Annotated in this window: 14 protein-coding genes; 9 read left to right on the top strand and 5 right to left on the bottom strand. The window is 61.5% G+C overall.

The genetic code is table 11. The features are described 5' to 3' along the window. The first annotated feature begins 17 nt into the window (after positions 1 to 17). Complete coding sequence (locus KSW38_RS17680) at positions 18 to 614, top strand: phosphatase PAP2 family protein (protein ID WP_216926346.1); 597 nt, start codon at positions 18 to 20, stop codon at positions 612 to 614. Positions 615 to 651: 37 nt separating this feature from the next. Here KSW38_RS17680 and KSW38_RS17685 read toward each other — a convergent pair whose 3' ends face one another. From KSW38_RS17685 to KSW38_RS17695, 3 genes are all read right to left on the bottom strand, one after another. Continuing rightward, positions 652 to 990 carry a hypothetical protein gene (locus KSW38_RS17685; protein WP_254186652.1) on the bottom strand — a complete coding sequence of 113 codons (339 nt, stop codon included), beginning with the start codon at positions 988 to 990 and terminating at the stop codon, positions 652 to 654. A 145-nt stretch (positions 991 to 1,135) separates the two neighbouring features. Next, positions 1,136 to 1,564: a universal stress protein gene (locus tag KSW38_RS17690; protein ID WP_216926248.1), complete on the bottom strand. Its 429-nt coding sequence runs from the start codon at positions 1,562 to 1,564 to the stop codon at positions 1,136 to 1,138. Next, positions 1,561 to 2,871, bottom strand: coding sequence for an aminotransferase-like domain-containing protein (locus KSW38_RS17695; protein WP_216926249.1), 1,311 nt, complete (start codon positions 2,869 to 2,871; stop codon positions 1,561 to 1,563). The genes KSW38_RS17690 and KSW38_RS17695 overlap by 4 nt, the downstream gene beginning before the upstream one ends. A 110-nt stretch (positions 2,872 to 2,981) precedes the next feature. On the opposite strand from KSW38_RS17695, the gene KSW38_RS17700 reads away from it, so the two are divergent. The 3 genes from KSW38_RS17700 to KSW38_RS17710 all read left to right on the top strand — a co-directional run bounded on the left by KSW38_RS17700 (position 2,982) and on the right by KSW38_RS17710 (position 5,529). After that, on the top strand, positions 2,982 to 3,830 hold the full coding sequence (locus KSW38_RS17700) for an isocitrate lyase/PEP mutase family protein (protein ID WP_216926250.1): 849 nt from the start codon (positions 2,982 to 2,984) through the stop codon (positions 3,828 to 3,830). Positions 3,831 to 3,941: 111 nt separating this feature from the next. Next, positions 3,942 to 5,009 carry a hypothetical protein gene (locus KSW38_RS17705; RefSeq protein WP_216926251.1) on the top strand — a complete coding sequence of 356 codons (1,068 nt, stop codon included), beginning with the start codon at positions 3,942 to 3,944 and terminating at the stop codon, positions 5,007 to 5,009. Next, entirely contained in the window at positions 4,990 to 5,529 is a 540-nt protein-coding gene (locus tag KSW38_RS17710) for a hypothetical protein (RefSeq protein WP_216926252.1), read from the top strand. Before KSW38_RS17705 ends, KSW38_RS17710 begins: the two co-directional genes overlap by 20 nt. Positions 5,530 to 5,602: 73 nt before the next feature. Here KSW38_RS17710 and KSW38_RS23525 read toward each other — a convergent pair whose 3' ends face one another. Together KSW38_RS23525 and KSW38_RS17720 are read right to left on the bottom strand one after the other, a co-directional pair. Next, a complete protein-coding gene (locus KSW38_RS23525; protein ID WP_308169432.1) occupies positions 5,603 to 5,989 on the bottom strand; it encodes a GerMN domain-containing protein in 387 nt (128 codons plus the stop codon). 690 nt (positions 5,990 to 6,679) lie between these two features. Next, positions 6,680 to 7,246, bottom strand: a complete 567-nt coding sequence (locus KSW38_RS17720) for an NAD(P)H-dependent oxidoreductase (protein WP_216926254.1) — start codon at positions 7,244 to 7,246, stop codon at positions 6,680 to 6,682. A gap of 86 nt (positions 7,247 to 7,332) precedes the next feature. Between KSW38_RS17720 and KSW38_RS17725 the strand changes: the two genes are divergently transcribed. The 5 genes from KSW38_RS17725 to KSW38_RS17745 all read left to right on the top strand — a co-directional run bounded on the left by KSW38_RS17725 (position 7,333) and on the right by KSW38_RS17745 (position 14,166). After that, positions 7,333 to 7,938, top strand: coding sequence for a TetR/AcrR family transcriptional regulator (locus KSW38_RS17725; protein ID WP_216926255.1), 606 nt, complete (start codon positions 7,333 to 7,335; stop codon positions 7,936 to 7,938). A 335-nt stretch (positions 7,939 to 8,273) separates the two neighbouring features. Continuing rightward, positions 8,274 to 9,257 (top strand): ABC transporter permease, encoded by a 984-nt coding sequence (locus KSW38_RS17730; RefSeq protein ID WP_216926256.1) that lies wholly within the window; start codon positions 8,274 to 8,276, stop codon positions 9,255 to 9,257. Further along, positions 9,257 to 10,219 carry an ABC transporter permease gene (locus KSW38_RS17735; RefSeq protein WP_216926257.1) on the top strand — a complete coding sequence of 321 codons (963 nt, stop codon included), beginning with the start codon at positions 9,257 to 9,259 and terminating at the stop codon, positions 10,217 to 10,219. The genes KSW38_RS17730 and KSW38_RS17735 overlap by 1 nt, the downstream gene beginning before the upstream one ends. Further along, positions 10,216 to 12,363, top strand: coding sequence for a dipeptide ABC transporter ATP-binding protein (locus KSW38_RS17740; protein ID WP_216926258.1), 2,148 nt, complete (start codon positions 10,216 to 10,218; stop codon positions 12,361 to 12,363). The genes KSW38_RS17735 and KSW38_RS17740 overlap by 4 nt, the downstream gene beginning before the upstream one ends. Before the next feature lie 75 nt (positions 12,364 to 12,438). Beyond that, on the top strand, positions 12,439 to 14,166 hold the full coding sequence (locus tag KSW38_RS17745; RefSeq protein ID WP_216926259.1) for an ABC transporter family substrate-binding protein: 1,728 nt from the start codon (positions 12,439 to 12,441) through the stop codon (positions 14,164 to 14,166). Positions 14,167 to 14,194 lie beyond the last annotated feature (28 nt).

The raw sequence follows: 14,194 nt of genomic DNA on the forward strand, positions 1-14,194 counted from the left end.
ATGTGCCTGCCCAGTTGCTGTCAGGACCTTGGCGCACTGTCGCCAGCGTTCTGACGGAGGCCTTCCAGCCGCCCATTGTAGTGACGGCGCTACTGCTGATCAGTCCGGCTATCGAACCCGGGTTTCCCGGCACCATGGGCTTTGGGTTGCTGGGAGCCCTCTTCGTCTGTGTTCTGCCGTTGGCGTACGTGCTGGTGATGATCAGGCTGGGCAGAATCACCGATCATCACGTCAGCGACCGCCGGCAGCGGCCCCCGTTGCTGTGGCTTGCCTTGATTTCCGTGCTTGCGGGCGTTGGGGTGCTTCAGCTGATTGGGGGTCCGATGAGCGTTTCAGTGATGATCATCGCCCTGCTCGGAGGCATCGCCGTTCTGGCGGTGGTGAGTGCTTTTTGGAAGATGAGTGGACACGCTTCGGCCATCGCCGCCGCTGCCGTCATTACAGTTTTGATGTTTGGGCCCGCTTGGCTGCCCCTGTTGGTCATTGTTCCGGCCGTGGGGTGGTCGCGGGTGGTGCTTCGCGCCCACACGCTCGGCCAAGTCGTCGCCGGTTCTTTGTTCGGCGGCACCGTCATCGCAGGATTGTGGTGGCTGCTACGAGAGTGGATGCTCTGAGGGCAGCCCTCCGGACACCTGCTGTTAGGGACCCGCTTTAGAACGCGGGGTAGTTGACCAGCAACGCCTGAAGTTCGGTGGTGGACATGTGGTTTGCCATCTCCACGCTGATGCCCATAGCGATGGCTGCGACGGTGATCATTGCGGCGCAGGCGAGGGAGAGGAACCGCCAGTCCTTGCGCATGACGGTGCCGAAAGTTTCCGGCATGTTCAGGCTGGGTGAAATCATGTTGGGGGCGCTGTCCCAGGAGCCGTCGTCGAGCATCGCGATGATGCGGTCATTCGCGCGGTCAAAACGCATCGTGCTGATGCTGTTGCCGTGGCGGGCAAGCAGGATGTCGTGTCCAACGCGCTGGCGCGGCTGCAAAGTAAGCAAGTGAAGTCCCCTGAAGTCAGTTGATGGAGGATGGCTCACGCCATTGGGGGCATCTCAATTTTATAACGATGACTTCGCGGGGCAGGCCAAAATCAGGCCAAAAGCCGGGTGAGGCTCCCCACCCGGCGGCGTGATTCAGCTCGCTTTACGGCTGGTCGGTCTTGGCGATGTAGACATCGCAAGGAGCATTGTGGGCAACCGTGTTGGCCACGCTGCCGAGGACGCGACCCAGGCCTTGCATGCGCCGGTTACCCACCACGATCAACTGCGCTTCGAGCATTTCTGCTTCTTTGACCAAGGCTTCACCGGGCTTGCCGCGGGCAGCCGAGTACGTTACCTCGAGACGTTCGTCAGCCAGGCGCTCCGCCACGGTGCGGGCGACGGCTTCGGCTTCGGCAGCGTCTGACACGATCCATTTGTCGGTCCCGATCTCAACTACCTCGGTCTTGTTGCTGTCAAAAGCGCTCACGACGCGAAGACTGGCGCCAAGCCCGATGGCCAGTTGCTGGGCAGCCTTGGCCGCCCTCATCGCCGTCTCGCTACCGTCTACTCCTACAATGACAACCCCGGTCATAGTGCTGCTCCTTCAGTGGTGGCTTTGATGGCCTCTGCGAGAACAGGGGCCAGACGACGTACGCCTTCGGCAATCGTATCCGGCGGCACAGCACTGAACGCCAGACGGAGTTTGTTGGAGGGGCCATCTGCCGGCGAGAAAGCTGCGCCGGGAATGAAAACAACCCCCGCGTCGATGGCCTTCTTCAACAAAGGGTAGGTGTCCACGGCTTCAGGCAACGTGACCCAGACGAAGAATCCACCGTCAGGGCGTGTCCACGAGACGCCGGCTGGCATGTATTCGTCCAAGGCGCTGAGAAGGGCATTGCAGCGTTCCGCGTACAGGCCCCGGTAGGTTTCGACTTGCCCCTGCCAGTCGTAGTCACGCAAATATGCGGATACAAGCATTTGGTTCAGGGGCGGGGGGCAAAGCGTGACTGCTTCGGAGGCCAGGTAGAAACGACGCTGCAGGTGGGCGGGCACCAAGGCCCAGCCAATGCGAAGACCCGGTGCGAAGATCTTGGAGAAGGACCCCAAGTAGATGACGTCGTCTGGATTTGCAGCCCGCATCGGTGCGATGGGGTGACCGTCAAAGCGCAGCAGGCCGTAGGGGTTGTCCTCCAGGACGATAATATTCGCCTTGCGGCATATATCGACGATCTGCTGCCTGCGCGCTTCCGCCAAGGTGATGCCCGAGGGATTGTTAAAGTTAGGGATTGTATAGAGGAACTTGATGCTCTTGCCCTCTGACTGGAGCGCGGCGATCCTGGCCTCAAGCAGTTCAGGTACCAACCCGTCGTCGTCCATTTCGATTGGCTCCACCTGCACTTGGTAAGCCTCGAAAGTATTCAGGGCCCCAACGTAGGTGGGGTTTTCGACGAGGACCACGTCGCCGGGATTGCAGAAGACCTTGGTAGCCACATCCTGCGCTGACTGGGAACCTGCAGTAATCACGATGTTCTCAGGCTGTGCGTCCATGATGCCTTCTGCGGCCATGATCGCGCAGACTTGTTGGCGCAATTCCGCGGTTCCTTGGCCTCCGCCGTATTGCAGGGCGGTCATCCCGTCTTCGGCGATGATCCTGGCAGCGGTCTGGCCGAGCTTTTCCAGGGGCAGCGATTGGAGGTATGGGTTCCCGCCTGCGAGCGAGACAAGGCCGGGCCGCATGGAGATATCGAAGACGTCGCGGACAGCGGACTGCTTGATGTTGGCGGCCCGCGCGGAGAACAGCTCCTCGTGCGGGTGGGTGGCGGCCGTGGCGGCGCGCTCGATGGCGTCGATGGCTTCAGCGGGCAGCTTGGTGCCGGCGTCCAATGTTTCGTGGGTCACAGTGACAGGATACTCCTGAAGGTTGCTAATTAGGCAACATATGTTTTCAAGAACGCGCCGAATTGCAGGGTTTCCTTTACGCCGGGAACGCTAGGGGCTGGAATGTAGCTATGACACTGCACCGGGGATCCGTGACCAAGGCCGAACTCTTCCACAAGCTTCACGACGCCGGACCCACGCCGCTGGTTCTGGTGAATGTTTGGGATGCGGCTTCGGCCCGCGTGGTGCAGGAGGCTGGTGCGACGGCGATAGCCACCTCAAGTTCGGCGGTTTCCTGGAGCCTGGGTTTCCGGGACGGTGACCACGTGCCGTGGGGATTGGCCATGGCGGCGCTGGGGCGGGTGGTAGGGGCAACCAAACTGCCGGTTACTGCCGACATCGAAACTGGATACGGGCGAACAGATGACGAACTGCGTGCCACCGTGCACGGCGTGCTGGATGCAGGCGCGATTGGCATCAACATCGAGGACTCGGCCGCGGAGCCACTGACGGACATCAAGGAACAATCGCGGCGTATCGCTTTGATCCGTGCCGTAGCGGACGAGCGCGGAATCCCGTTGTTCATCAATGCCCGAACGGACACATACCTCTCCGGAGAGTATCCGGATAACGCCTACGAAGAGACCTTGCGCCGTGCTGAGTCCTACCTCACGGCGGGTGCGGACGGCATCTTCGTTCCCGGAGTGGTGGACCTTCACGTCCTGCATGAACTCTCCAGCAAGATCCCCGCGCCACTCAATGCATTGGCTGGAGTAGGCGCGCCATCGCCGCTGGAACTTCACGACGCCGGCATACGGCGGGTCAGCATCGGCGGAAATACGGCTAAAGCTGCCTACGCAAAAGTCGCGCGGGTGGCCAAGGAGATTCTGGGCGACGGTAACTGGGCAGGCTTGGCGGGCACCCGCAGCCACGACGAGATGGATGCGCTCTTTGCCCAGGGGCCCAAGTACCGGCCCTAAGCAGCGCGGTTTGCGGCAGAGGAAAGCGCACGACGGCGGAACCCGGCTTTAATGTCTTACCCCGCTATTAGCTTGGAATCAGTAGCAAAGACCGCGGGCCGGGGAGGGCGGATGGCAAGACGCAGTGTGCAGTTCTGGCGCATTGACCAACTGAATGGCGAGGATCTGCGCGCTCCGTTTCCGGCGCGCCGCGTGGCCGAGGTACTCAAGAAGGCACAAGAGGCTGGGACGGACAGGCATTTCATCGGCATGGACGGCACGGTGCTGGTCGCTCAGACTGCATCCTTCTCACCGCATCCGGTGATCCTCCTGGATCGGGTCCGCAGCAGCAACCTGCCCAGCGTTGGAGATGCGCTTGGACGCCGCAAGCCCCTCCCCTTGGCGCCGGGCGACCATCTTCTGGAAACCACCTACTTTGCCTTCCTCAAACGCAACGTCATCGCCGTGCTCACCAGCGGCAATGGCCCGCGGGCTTCCAGGATGGGGGAGTACCTCGAAGGCATGTTGGGGCTCGAACCTGGCTTGGTTCCGGTGGTCCGCGAGGATATCGAGGAGATCCTCACCAGGCTTGAGGTGAGTCGCTTCGAGTTCGCTCTTCCTGCTGAACGCCTCTCGGGAAAGTTGATGGAGGGAGAATGGGCTGACGTTCTGGAGAGTGCCTCGCGCCTGGTGACCGAGGGAACCTTCCGGATTTCCCTGAGCGTGGGCCGTTCGGGAAGGGCCGAGGACAAGCAGCGGATCCGGGACCGCATCCAGCAACTGATTGACCTGTTCCGGAGGGCAGGCTCGGTAGAGCACTTCGACTACGTGGTAGCCGAGGGCAAAGACTCCCTGACCGGCGACCGCGAGGTGGTCGATCTCCTGAAGGAGCGTTTCATCTCCCACATCGAAGTGGATCCCGACGTTTTCAACGACCCCCGGAAGTCCGCTGCTGAGGCAGTCGCAATTCTCAACAGACAGGCCAGGGACAACGAAGCATTCTTCGCCCTCACACTGCCGGAAATCAGAGGCTCCGCAGATTCGGTCCCTGTGCCGGACATCGTCGCAGGTGGGATGGCCGCAGTGCGGGAAGCCCTGGCTGCGGTCACAAAGGAGGAACCCGCCAAGGCGAAACCTAGGGACGCGAAACCAACGGAGGGATCAGAAGGCGGCGCGGACCATGAGCTTGTACGACGTTGACGTAGAACACGCCGGGCGCCGCCGGACGGTGTGGAGGTGGTTTCTGCTCCATCCGCCAGCAGACTATGCATGGGCGGTTCTGGCTGTGCTGATGTGGCTGGGCTTGGCATGGCTGTTGAAGCAGCCGTTGATGCTGGAGGGCGTCGATCCCGGTGCGCGTCGAACCCTGTTCCAGACCCTCGCTACGTTGGCTGGAGCTACCGCTGGCCTCACGCTTACCAGCGTCTCCATGCTCATCAACGTGCTCGGTAAAAAGGCGGCCCCCGGGCAGCGTGAGCTTCCCCTGGAGAAGCTCACCGCCTTGCATCGCCGCCAAATCGGAGAAGTGTTCCTGTTCGCCATACCGGGCCTTGGCCTGCTGGTGGTGGCTGCCCTTGTCGCCGTGGTACTGGAGGGAGATGGTCCCAGGGGACTCTGGATTCCGGAGTCAGTTGTCTTCGTCCTCACCTTCGCGTCCGTATTGGCGCTGCTCCGTGTGGCGTGGGCACTACGGCGGGTGCTGGCCATCGCAACAGCTTGAGAGCTTGCGGCTTGAGGCCACAGCTTGAGAGCTTGCGGCCAGAAGCCCTCAAGAAATCCGGAGGGTCCCCGTGCTAGCGCAGGCTCAGCGCCTCAGACAAAGTCTTGCCATTGACGTAGATTTCGGCTCGGGATGCCCCGCTGGCGGAGACGACGGTGTGGGTCAACTGGGCTTCGATGCGCGGGATGTCGCAGACCCCACCGGGTCGCAGCGTTCCACTCAAATTCACCACAACTGTTGCCCCACTGATGTAGCCGGACACGAAGTGCAACGAGGAATTAGCCAACGAATCGTAGAGGCCCGCGCCGGTGTCCATGGGCATGCCAGCTTCCAGCAGGCGGCTCAGCGCCAGCGTCAAAGGGTCACCGGGCACCAGGGCGCCGCGGACAGGCACCAGGCTGTCGTTGCAGCCGAACCGAACACCTCTTGCACCCCCGTCGTCAACGGCAACGTAGTACACCGCCGGCCCCAAATTCAGGTCTTGGGGTACGGTCGCAGCCCGGGCAACGGGCGCAACAGCCGTCGGTGAAGGGCTTGGCGTGGCAGCGGGTAAAGGCGCGACGGCGGCACTCGGCCCAGACGTAGGGTCGACCCCAGAGCCAGAGCCAGAGCCAGAGCCAGAGCCAGAGCCAGAGCCAGAGCCAGACCCCGATCCGGAACCAGAACCAGAGCCAGCACCACTGGAGCCCGAAGGGGTAGAGGGAGTGGCGAGCGCATCCGGACGAGTCGCAGTGCCGCTTCCCGTTGCGGTGGATGTTGCAGACGGGGCGTCGGAAGCCTCATCCACCGCAGCATCTCGCGCGGAACCCGATGGCCCCACCACAGGAGCAGATGAAGTATCACCGGCGGAGGGCAGGGTCCCTGGGTCCGAAGTACAGCCAGCCAGCCACAGACTCAACACAAGGCAGGCAGCCGCGATCGCCGTCGTGCTTTTTGGTCTCCGCCCGGCACCCATGACAGCCCCACGCTCCTGTCCGTCCGCCTGTAGTTCAACGTTAGGCCGGTGGGACCCGGAGCAAAATGCCGCTACGGTGACGGTTCGGACAAGAGTTGATCACGCTGCATCCCGTAGACACCGGAAACGCACATGCCCCCCGCCCCGCACTGCGAAGTGGCAGGCGCGGGAGCGGGGGCAAGGAGAGCGAAGAAACTAGGCTGCGGCTTCTTCTTCCTGAACGGCGGTCAGGGGCTCGAAGATGCCCTTGATCTGCTCGACAACCTCGGCGTCGTCCTTCGGGTGGAGCTCAGCGAAGCGGATCATGGAACCCGGGACGGCGAGCTTGACGTCCTCGAGGACCTTGGCGCCAGCAATGCCAGCTGCCTTGCGGGCTTCGTCCTGCGCCCATACGCCACCGAACTGACCGAAAGCGGTTCCGACGACGGCGGTCGGCTTGCCACTGAGTGCGCCGGCGCCGTAGGGGCGGGACAGCCAGTCGATGGCGTTCTTCAGCGATGCGGGCATGGTGCCGTTGTGCTCGGGGGTGACGAGGAGAAGGGCGTCGGCGTTTGCTGCCGCAGCGCGAAGGGCCGCAGCTTCGGCGGGAACCTGGCCTTCGACGTCGATGTCTTCGTTGTAGAACGGGATGGTGCCGAGGGAATCGTGGATCTGGACTTCGACGTTTTCCGGTGCGTTCAGCTGGATGGCCTCGGCGAGCTTCTTGTTGTGGGAATCAGCGCGGAGGCTGCCGACGAGGGTAAGAACGGTGCTCTTTGACATGGTGTCTCCTTAGTAAGTGTTTGGACCTTCACTGATACTAAACGGACCGCGGTCCGGTTTCTATTCCCGGGTCTAGAATGTTTCTTGTGAGCTCGATCCCAATCCAGCCGGACGTGCCCTTAGGTCCGCCGCATGAGCGCAGCGATGCCGCCCGGAATCGCGAGCGACTCCTTTGCGCTGCCCGCGAGTTGGTTGACGAGTTCGGCGTGGAAGCACTCACCATGGACGCGCTCGCCTGCAAGGCCCAGGTTGGCAAGGGGACCGTGTTCCGTCGCTTCGGTAGCAGGGCCGGCCTGATGATGACCCTTCTGAGTGACTCTGAATCTGAATTCCAGCGCGGCTTCATGTTTGGTCCACCACCCTTGGGTCCGGGCGGGACACCCAGTGAACGGCTGATGGCCTTCGGCGAGGGCCGCATCTACTTCATCCTGGAAAATGGTGAGCTCCTGAAAGCGGCCGCAACCAATGCCCGGAATCGCTTTGATGTCCCGGCCACGGTCCTTGCCCACCGGCACATCGAGGTCCTGCTGCGGGAGGCCGATATCGCGGATCCGTGGGTCATGGCGATGTCGCTGCTTTCCGCGCTGGACCCGGAACGAATCGTCAACGACGTGAGGGTTCACGGCATCTCGCCGAAGAGGCTCACGGAATCCTGGCGCGAACTCGTCGCGCGCCTCATGCGATCTTCCTAGCTCAAGTTCGTCTTCGTTAGCACCCGCTGAGGCCTCACAACGCGAGTGGGGCAGTACGCGCCATAGTGTCGCCGACGTCGAAATCGTGACGCGGGCCCAGATAACAATCTGGCTGCAGGCATGAAACGGGCCCTCATTGAACGAAACGTGAAGCAGTTATTGTGGTAGTTTCCTCTTGAATGTGACCCATGCCATACATGGCTCGGTGATCACGGAAGGGGCGCTGGGGGACCCAAACTACCCGCTGCGCCAATTCGTAGCTGACGCCGGCCACAGCCGGGAACCGCGGAAGGACGAGCATTGAGCTTTGCCACGATCCAGGGCAGCCGCCCGACATGCTGAAATATCTGACAAAGCGGTCGGGCATCTACCTGATCATGATCTTCCTGACCACGAGCGCGGGCTATTTCCTGGCAGTGTCAACGCTCAAACCGGCGGTCCTGGAACAGGAGAAGATCCCACGGCCAACCCCGGAACAAGTAGCCGCCTCTTTCCGTGGACTCGGCCTGGACCCTGACGCCACTCCTTGGGAACGCTACATTGGTTGGCTCGGCGGCATCATCACCCGCTGGGATTGGGGCCGCAGCCCAAACGGGGCATTCGTCAACGCCGAATTCGCTGACCGGGTACTTGTTTCAACCAGGCTGTTTATCGCCTCCATCATCCTGACGCTGATCATCGGCGTCGCGCTCGGCGTTTATTCAGCGGCGCGGCAATACAAGTACCAGGACCGCGTCATCACGTCCTACAGCTACCTGGTGCACATCCTTCCAGCGCCGATCGCCTACTTCCTGGTCCAGTTGGGCGCCATCAGCGTCAACGAAACCGTAGGCCAGCGCATCTTTTTCGTCACGGGCATCTCGACGCCGGGGATCGAGCCGGGCTGGCCGGCTTTCGTTGACCTCGTTGCCCACTACGCCGTGCCCACCTTCGCAATGACCATCTTCGGTTGGGCCGGTTACCAGATCGCCCAGAGGCAGTATCTCCTGGACAACGTGAATGCCGACTTCGTCCGCACCGCCAGGGCAAAAGGACTTACCCGCAACCAAGCCATCCGCAGGCATGCCCTGCGGGTGTCCTTCATTCCCGTGGCACAGAGCATCGCCTTCACCATCCCCGCGATCTTCACCGGCGGCTTCTTTGCCGAGGCGATCTTCGCCTGGCCCGGCATTGGCCTGTGGAGTATCCAGTCAATCGGGCTTCAAGACGTCAACGTCGCCACGGCCACACTGGCCTACGGGTCGGTGATCTTCGCGATCGGCGCCATCCTTGCCGACTTCGCGACGACGCTGGTGGATCCACGAGTGAGGGTCCAGTAATGACGAACATCATTGATCCCATTGCGGAAATCGACGAGTCAAGGGCTGCCGACCAGGACGTCGTGATTGGGAAGTCCCGCATTATCTTCCGCCGTTTCATGCGGAACCGTACCGCCGTCGCCGGTTTGTTCATCTTCCTGGCGCTGTTCCTCTTCTCCCTGTTCGGCGGGTTCCTGACACCCTGGGATAAGGACACGATTGATCCCCTCAACATCGGAATGGGACCGTCACCCGATCACTTCCTGGGCACGTCCCAAGCAGGTATCGACCTCATGGCGCTCATCGTTGAAGGCACGCGGATCTCGATCTTCATCGGTCTGATCGTGGGCGGCGTGTCTGTCCTGATTTCCGCCGTCTACGGCTGCACCATGGCGTTCTTCGGCGGCAAAGTGGACGCCGTGATGTTGTTCATCCTTGAAGCCCTCATCATGATGCCGGCGATTCTGGTGGTCGCAGTGGCCACCAGTGGGGGCGGCGGACTGAAGAACCTTCCCAGTTGGCTCCTGCTGATCATTGTTTTGCTGTTCTTCAGCTGGATGGGCACCGCCCGACTGGTGCGTTCTTTGTCGATGTCACTCATGCAGCGGGACTACGTCAAAGCCGCCAAGTATATGGGTGTTCCCTCCCGAAAAATCGTGTGGCGTCACCTCGTTCCGAACATCGGCTCACTCCTGGTCCTCGATTTCACCCGCGGTATCACCGGGGCAGTGCTGGCCGAAGTGGCGTTCTCCTTCATCGGCATCGGCATCAAGCTCCCCGACGTCAGCCTGGGAGTCCTCATCGGCCAAGCCACCGGCCAGGTGTCCTCGTTCCCGTGGATGTTCTGGGTTCCGCTGACCGTCATGTTCCTCCTGACCGGTTCGCTGGCCATGATGAACGACGGCCTCCGCGACGCCTTCGATCCCAGCTCAAGTTCCATCGGCCGCGCGAAGACCAAGACCGCAAAGAAGACGATCAAATGAGCACCAACATCTCCCACACGCCTGCCGAGCGACTTCGCGACGCCGGACTCTACGCCCCTGGCGACGCCGTCCTGAGCATCAGGGACCTCAACGTCCGCTTCAATTCTGAGAACGGCGTCGTCCACGCCGTTCGCGGTGTGGACTTCGACCTCATGCCCGGAAAAACCCTGGGCATCGTGGGCGAATCGGGCTCGGGGAAGTCTGTGACGTCCATGGCCATCATGGGACTCCTCCCCGAGACCGCGGACATCTCCGGCTCCGTGCGTTACAAGGGCAAGGAACTCCTCGGCCTCAGCGACAAAGCGATGTGCAAGCACCGTGGCAGCGATATCGCCATGGTGTTCCAGGACCCGCTGTCGTCGCTGACCCCCGTCTACACCGTGGGGAACCAGATCATCGAGGCCCTTACCGTCCACAACCCCACCATGAGCAAACAGGCTAAAGAAGCCCGCGCCGTCGAACTTCTGCGGATGGTGGGCATCCCGAGCCCCAAGGACCGGCTGAAGGCATTCCCGCACGAATTCTCCGGCGGCATGCGCCAGCGCGTGATGATCGCCATTGCGATTGCCAACGATCCGCGGGTCCTCATCGCGGATGAACCGACGACGGCGCTGGACGTCACCATCCAGGCGCAGGTGCTGGAAGTCCTGCACACAGCGCAAGAGGAGACCGGGGCCGCCGTCGTCATGATTACGCACGACCTCGGCGTCGTAGCGGGCATGGCGGACGACATCATGGTCATGTACGCAGGCAAGCCGGTGGAAACCGGGACCGTGGAGGACATCTATTACAACCCCCGTATGCCGTACACCATGGGTCTCCTCGGCGCCGTGCCACGCGTCGACACCGCCAACAAACAGTCACTTGTTCCGATCGAGGGAACGCCGCCCAACCTGGCACTGCCCGTAACCGGCTGCTCCTTCGCACCGCGCTGCCCGCTGGCCAGCGATGCCTGCCTGCACGGTGAGCCCGAACCCGTTTCGGTGCCAGGCTCCGAAGGCCACAGGGCTGCCTGCATCAAAACGGACGAACTCTCCGGCGAAGCTAATGCCCACGCGATTTTCCAGGCGCCGGCCAAGCCCGTTTCAAAGTTCGACGGCGTTGCCCGGCTTGAGCGCGACAAGGTCCTTGAGCTCAAGGACGTCAAGAAACACTTCCCACTGCTCAAGGGCGCGCTGATCAAGCGCCGCATCGGCACAGTGAAAGCCGTTGACGGGCTCAGCTTCGACATCCGTGAAGGTGAATGCCTCTCAATCGTGGGCGAGTCCGGCTGCGGCAAGACCACCACACTGCTGGAGATCATGGAGTTCCACCCGGACCAAGTGGGCGAAGTGGTCATTGGCGGCGTCAGCAATAAGGTGGCCACCGACTCCAAGACCAAAATGGCCATGCGCAAGGAAATGCAGATGGTGTTCCAGGACCCCACGGGTGCGCTGGATCCGCGCTTCACGGTGTACGAGGTCCTGGCTGAGCCGCTGGAAAACCTCGGGATGCCAAGGGCCGCCGTCCGGAAGCGCATCATGGAACTCATGCGGCTCGTGGGCCTGCAGGCGGACCACGTGAACCGTTTCCCCAACCAGTTCTCCGGAGGTCAGCGCCAGCGCATCGGCATTGCGCGGGCGCTCGCAGTGAATCCGAAACTCGTGGTGCTGGATGAACCCGTCTCAGCCCTGGATGTTTCGGTCCAGGCTGGTGTCATCAACCTGCTTGACCAACTTCGCGCCGAGCTGGGCCTGAGCTACCTCATGGTTGCCCATGATCTCTCCGTGGTCCGCCACATCTCGGACCGCGTGGCTGTGATGTACCTGGGCAAGATCGTGGAGACCGGCGATGTGGATGAAGTGTTCGACAATCCGCGGCATCCCTACACCAGGGCCCTGCTCTCTGCGATCCCGGTACCCGATCCCAACCTGGAACGCACGCGTGAACGGATCATTCTGCAGGGCGACCTGCCCAGCCCGCTTGACGCGCCAAAGGGTTGCAATTTCGCAACGCGTTGCCCCGTATTCGCCGCACTACCTGCCGCCAAGCAGGAGAAGTGCCTTACTCTGGAGCCGCCACTTGCTTCAGAAGGTCAACAGGAGTTTGCATGCTTCTTCCCGGACGGGGAAATAGATGCCGACATGCTGGTGGTGCATGCCTGACGACAAATGACTCATTGATTGAACCCTGTATTCAATTCGTAAAGAATTCCAGTCGTAAAACATGAAGGGCAAACCATGAAGAAGTACACGACGATCGGCGGCGTGGCAGTTGCAGCAGCACTGCTGCTGACCGCTTGCGGCGGGGGAACGCCGTCGGGTCCGGCCTCCCAGAAGGCCGAAGAAGCTGGCGGTGACATCAGCAAGCTCATTAGCGTTAATGCCAAGGAAACCAAGGACCTGGAGCAGGGCGGCACTGTCACCCTTGCCATAGGCAGCATTGGCCCGGACTTTAACGGCTTCTCCAATGTGGGCAACAGCGCAGACAACTCTGCGCTGATGACTCCGGTTAATACGGCCTCCATCAACAGCGGCGGCATCGGCGGCTGCTGGAAGCTGGACTTCGACGGCAAAGCAGAGCCCAACAAGGACTTCTGCGAAGACGTCAAGAGCGAAGTCAAGGATGGGAAGCAGACCATCACCATCAAGGTCAATGACAAGGCGACCTGGAACGACGGAACGCCGATCGACGTCAAGACCTTCGAAAACACGTGGAAGATGCTCAAGGGCGACGATAAGTCCATCGACATCGTTTCCGCCGGCGCTTACGCTTTCGTGGACTCGGTAAAGGCCGGCGCCAACGACAAAGAAGTCATTGTTACCACCACCCAGCCGGTCTTCCCCCTGGAGGGCCTTTTCTTCGGCCTGATCCACCCGGCAATCAACACGCCTGAAATTTTCAACACGGGCTTCGCAGGCAACATGCACCCCGAGTGGATGGCCGGCCCGTTCAAGATTGAAAACTACGACACCACCGCAAAAACGGTGACCATGGTTCCCAACGACAAGTGGTGGGGACAGAAGCCGGTCCTTGACAAGGTTGTCTGGCGCCAGATGGAGCCGAGCGCCACGATTGCCGCCTTCAAGAATGGTGAAATCGACGCAGCCAACGGCCGTACCCTGGGCCGGTACAAGCAGCTCGAAGGTACCAAGGATTCCGATATCCGCCGCGGCCAGCGCCTGTTCGCAGGTGGCCTCAACCTGAACGCCAAGCGCCCGGCCCTTACCGATGTGGCCGTACGCAAGGCAATCTTCACCGCAGTGGACCGCAAGGCCATCCGCGATGTCCGCTTCAACGGCTTGAACTGGTCCGAAGAGAGCTCGGGTTCCATGATGCTCATGCCGTTCTCCGAGTACTACCAGGACAACTACCCCGTGAAGGACACCGGCGCTGAGGCTGCCAAGAAGGTCCTGACCGATGCCGGCTACGCCCCGAACGACAAGGGCATCATGGCGAAGGACGGTGTTCCTGTTTCCTTCAAGATCACCAACTTCGGCGACGACCCCACCACGGCCGCAACCTCGCAGACGCTGCAGAAGCAGCTCCAGGCTGCGGGAATGGATGTTGCCATCGATCAGCGCGGAGACGCCGACTTCGGCAAGGTCATCGGTGGCCGAGAGTTCGACGTAACGATCTCCGGTTACACCGTGGGCGCAGACGCTACCGACGCCGTGAAGCAGTTCTACGACTCCACCACCAACGAGAACGGCCTGGGCGACGCTGAGCTGGATGCCGAGATCAAGCGCCTGGCAACCATCGCAGATGACAAGGAGCGCAACAAGGCGGCCATGGACGTAGAGAAGAAGCACATGGAGAAGTACTTCTCCATGGGCACCGTCCTCAACGGCCCGGAGATCCAGTTCGTCCGCACGGGCCTGGCCAACTACGGCCCGTCACTGTTCAAGAGCCTGTCCAACGTTCCGGACTGGACCACTCTCGGCTGGGTAAAGGGCGCCAAGAAGTAACGCTCTGCAGTAAAGCTTGAAACACACG

The sequence above is a fragment of the Paenarthrobacter aromaticivorans genome, assembly GCF_019038615.1.
Lineage (GTDB): Bacteria > Actinomycetota > Actinomycetes > Actinomycetales > Micrococcaceae > Arthrobacter > Arthrobacter aromaticivorans.

What these genes read in the sequence shown, in the direction of transcription:
- KSW38_RS17700 (WP_216926250.1), top strand. Translation starts at nt 2,982, where the DNA reads ATGACACTGCACCGGGGATCCGTGACCAAGGCCGAACTCTTCCACAAG.
- KSW38_RS17740 (WP_216926258.1), top strand. Translation starts at nt 10,216, where the DNA reads ATGAGCACCAACATCTCCCACACGCCTGCCGAGCGACTTCGCGACGCC.
- KSW38_RS17730 (WP_216926256.1), top strand. Translation starts at nt 8,274, where the DNA reads ATGCTGAAATATCTGACAAAGCGGTCGGGCATCTACCTGATCATGATC.
- KSW38_RS17710 (WP_216926252.1), top strand. Translation starts at nt 4,990, where the DNA reads ATGAGCTTGTACGACGTTGACGTAGAACACGCCGGGCGCCGCCGGACG.
- KSW38_RS17690 (WP_216926248.1), bottom strand. Translation starts at nt 1,564, where the DNA reads ATGACCGGGGTTGTCATTGTAGGAGTAGACGGTAGCGAGACGGCGATG.
- KSW38_RS17735 (WP_216926257.1), top strand. Translation starts at nt 9,257, where the DNA reads ATGACGAACATCATTGATCCCATTGCGGAAATCGACGAGTCAAGGGCT.
- KSW38_RS17705 (WP_216926251.1), top strand. Translation starts at nt 3,942, where the DNA reads ATGGCAAGACGCAGTGTGCAGTTCTGGCGCATTGACCAACTGAATGGC.
- KSW38_RS17745 (WP_216926259.1), top strand. Translation starts at nt 12,439, where the DNA reads ATGAAGAAGTACACGACGATCGGCGGCGTGGCAGTTGCAGCAGCACTG.
- KSW38_RS17720 (WP_216926254.1), bottom strand. Translation starts at nt 7,246, where the DNA reads ATGTCAAAGAGCACCGTTCTTACCCTCGTCGGCAGCCTCCGCGCTGAT.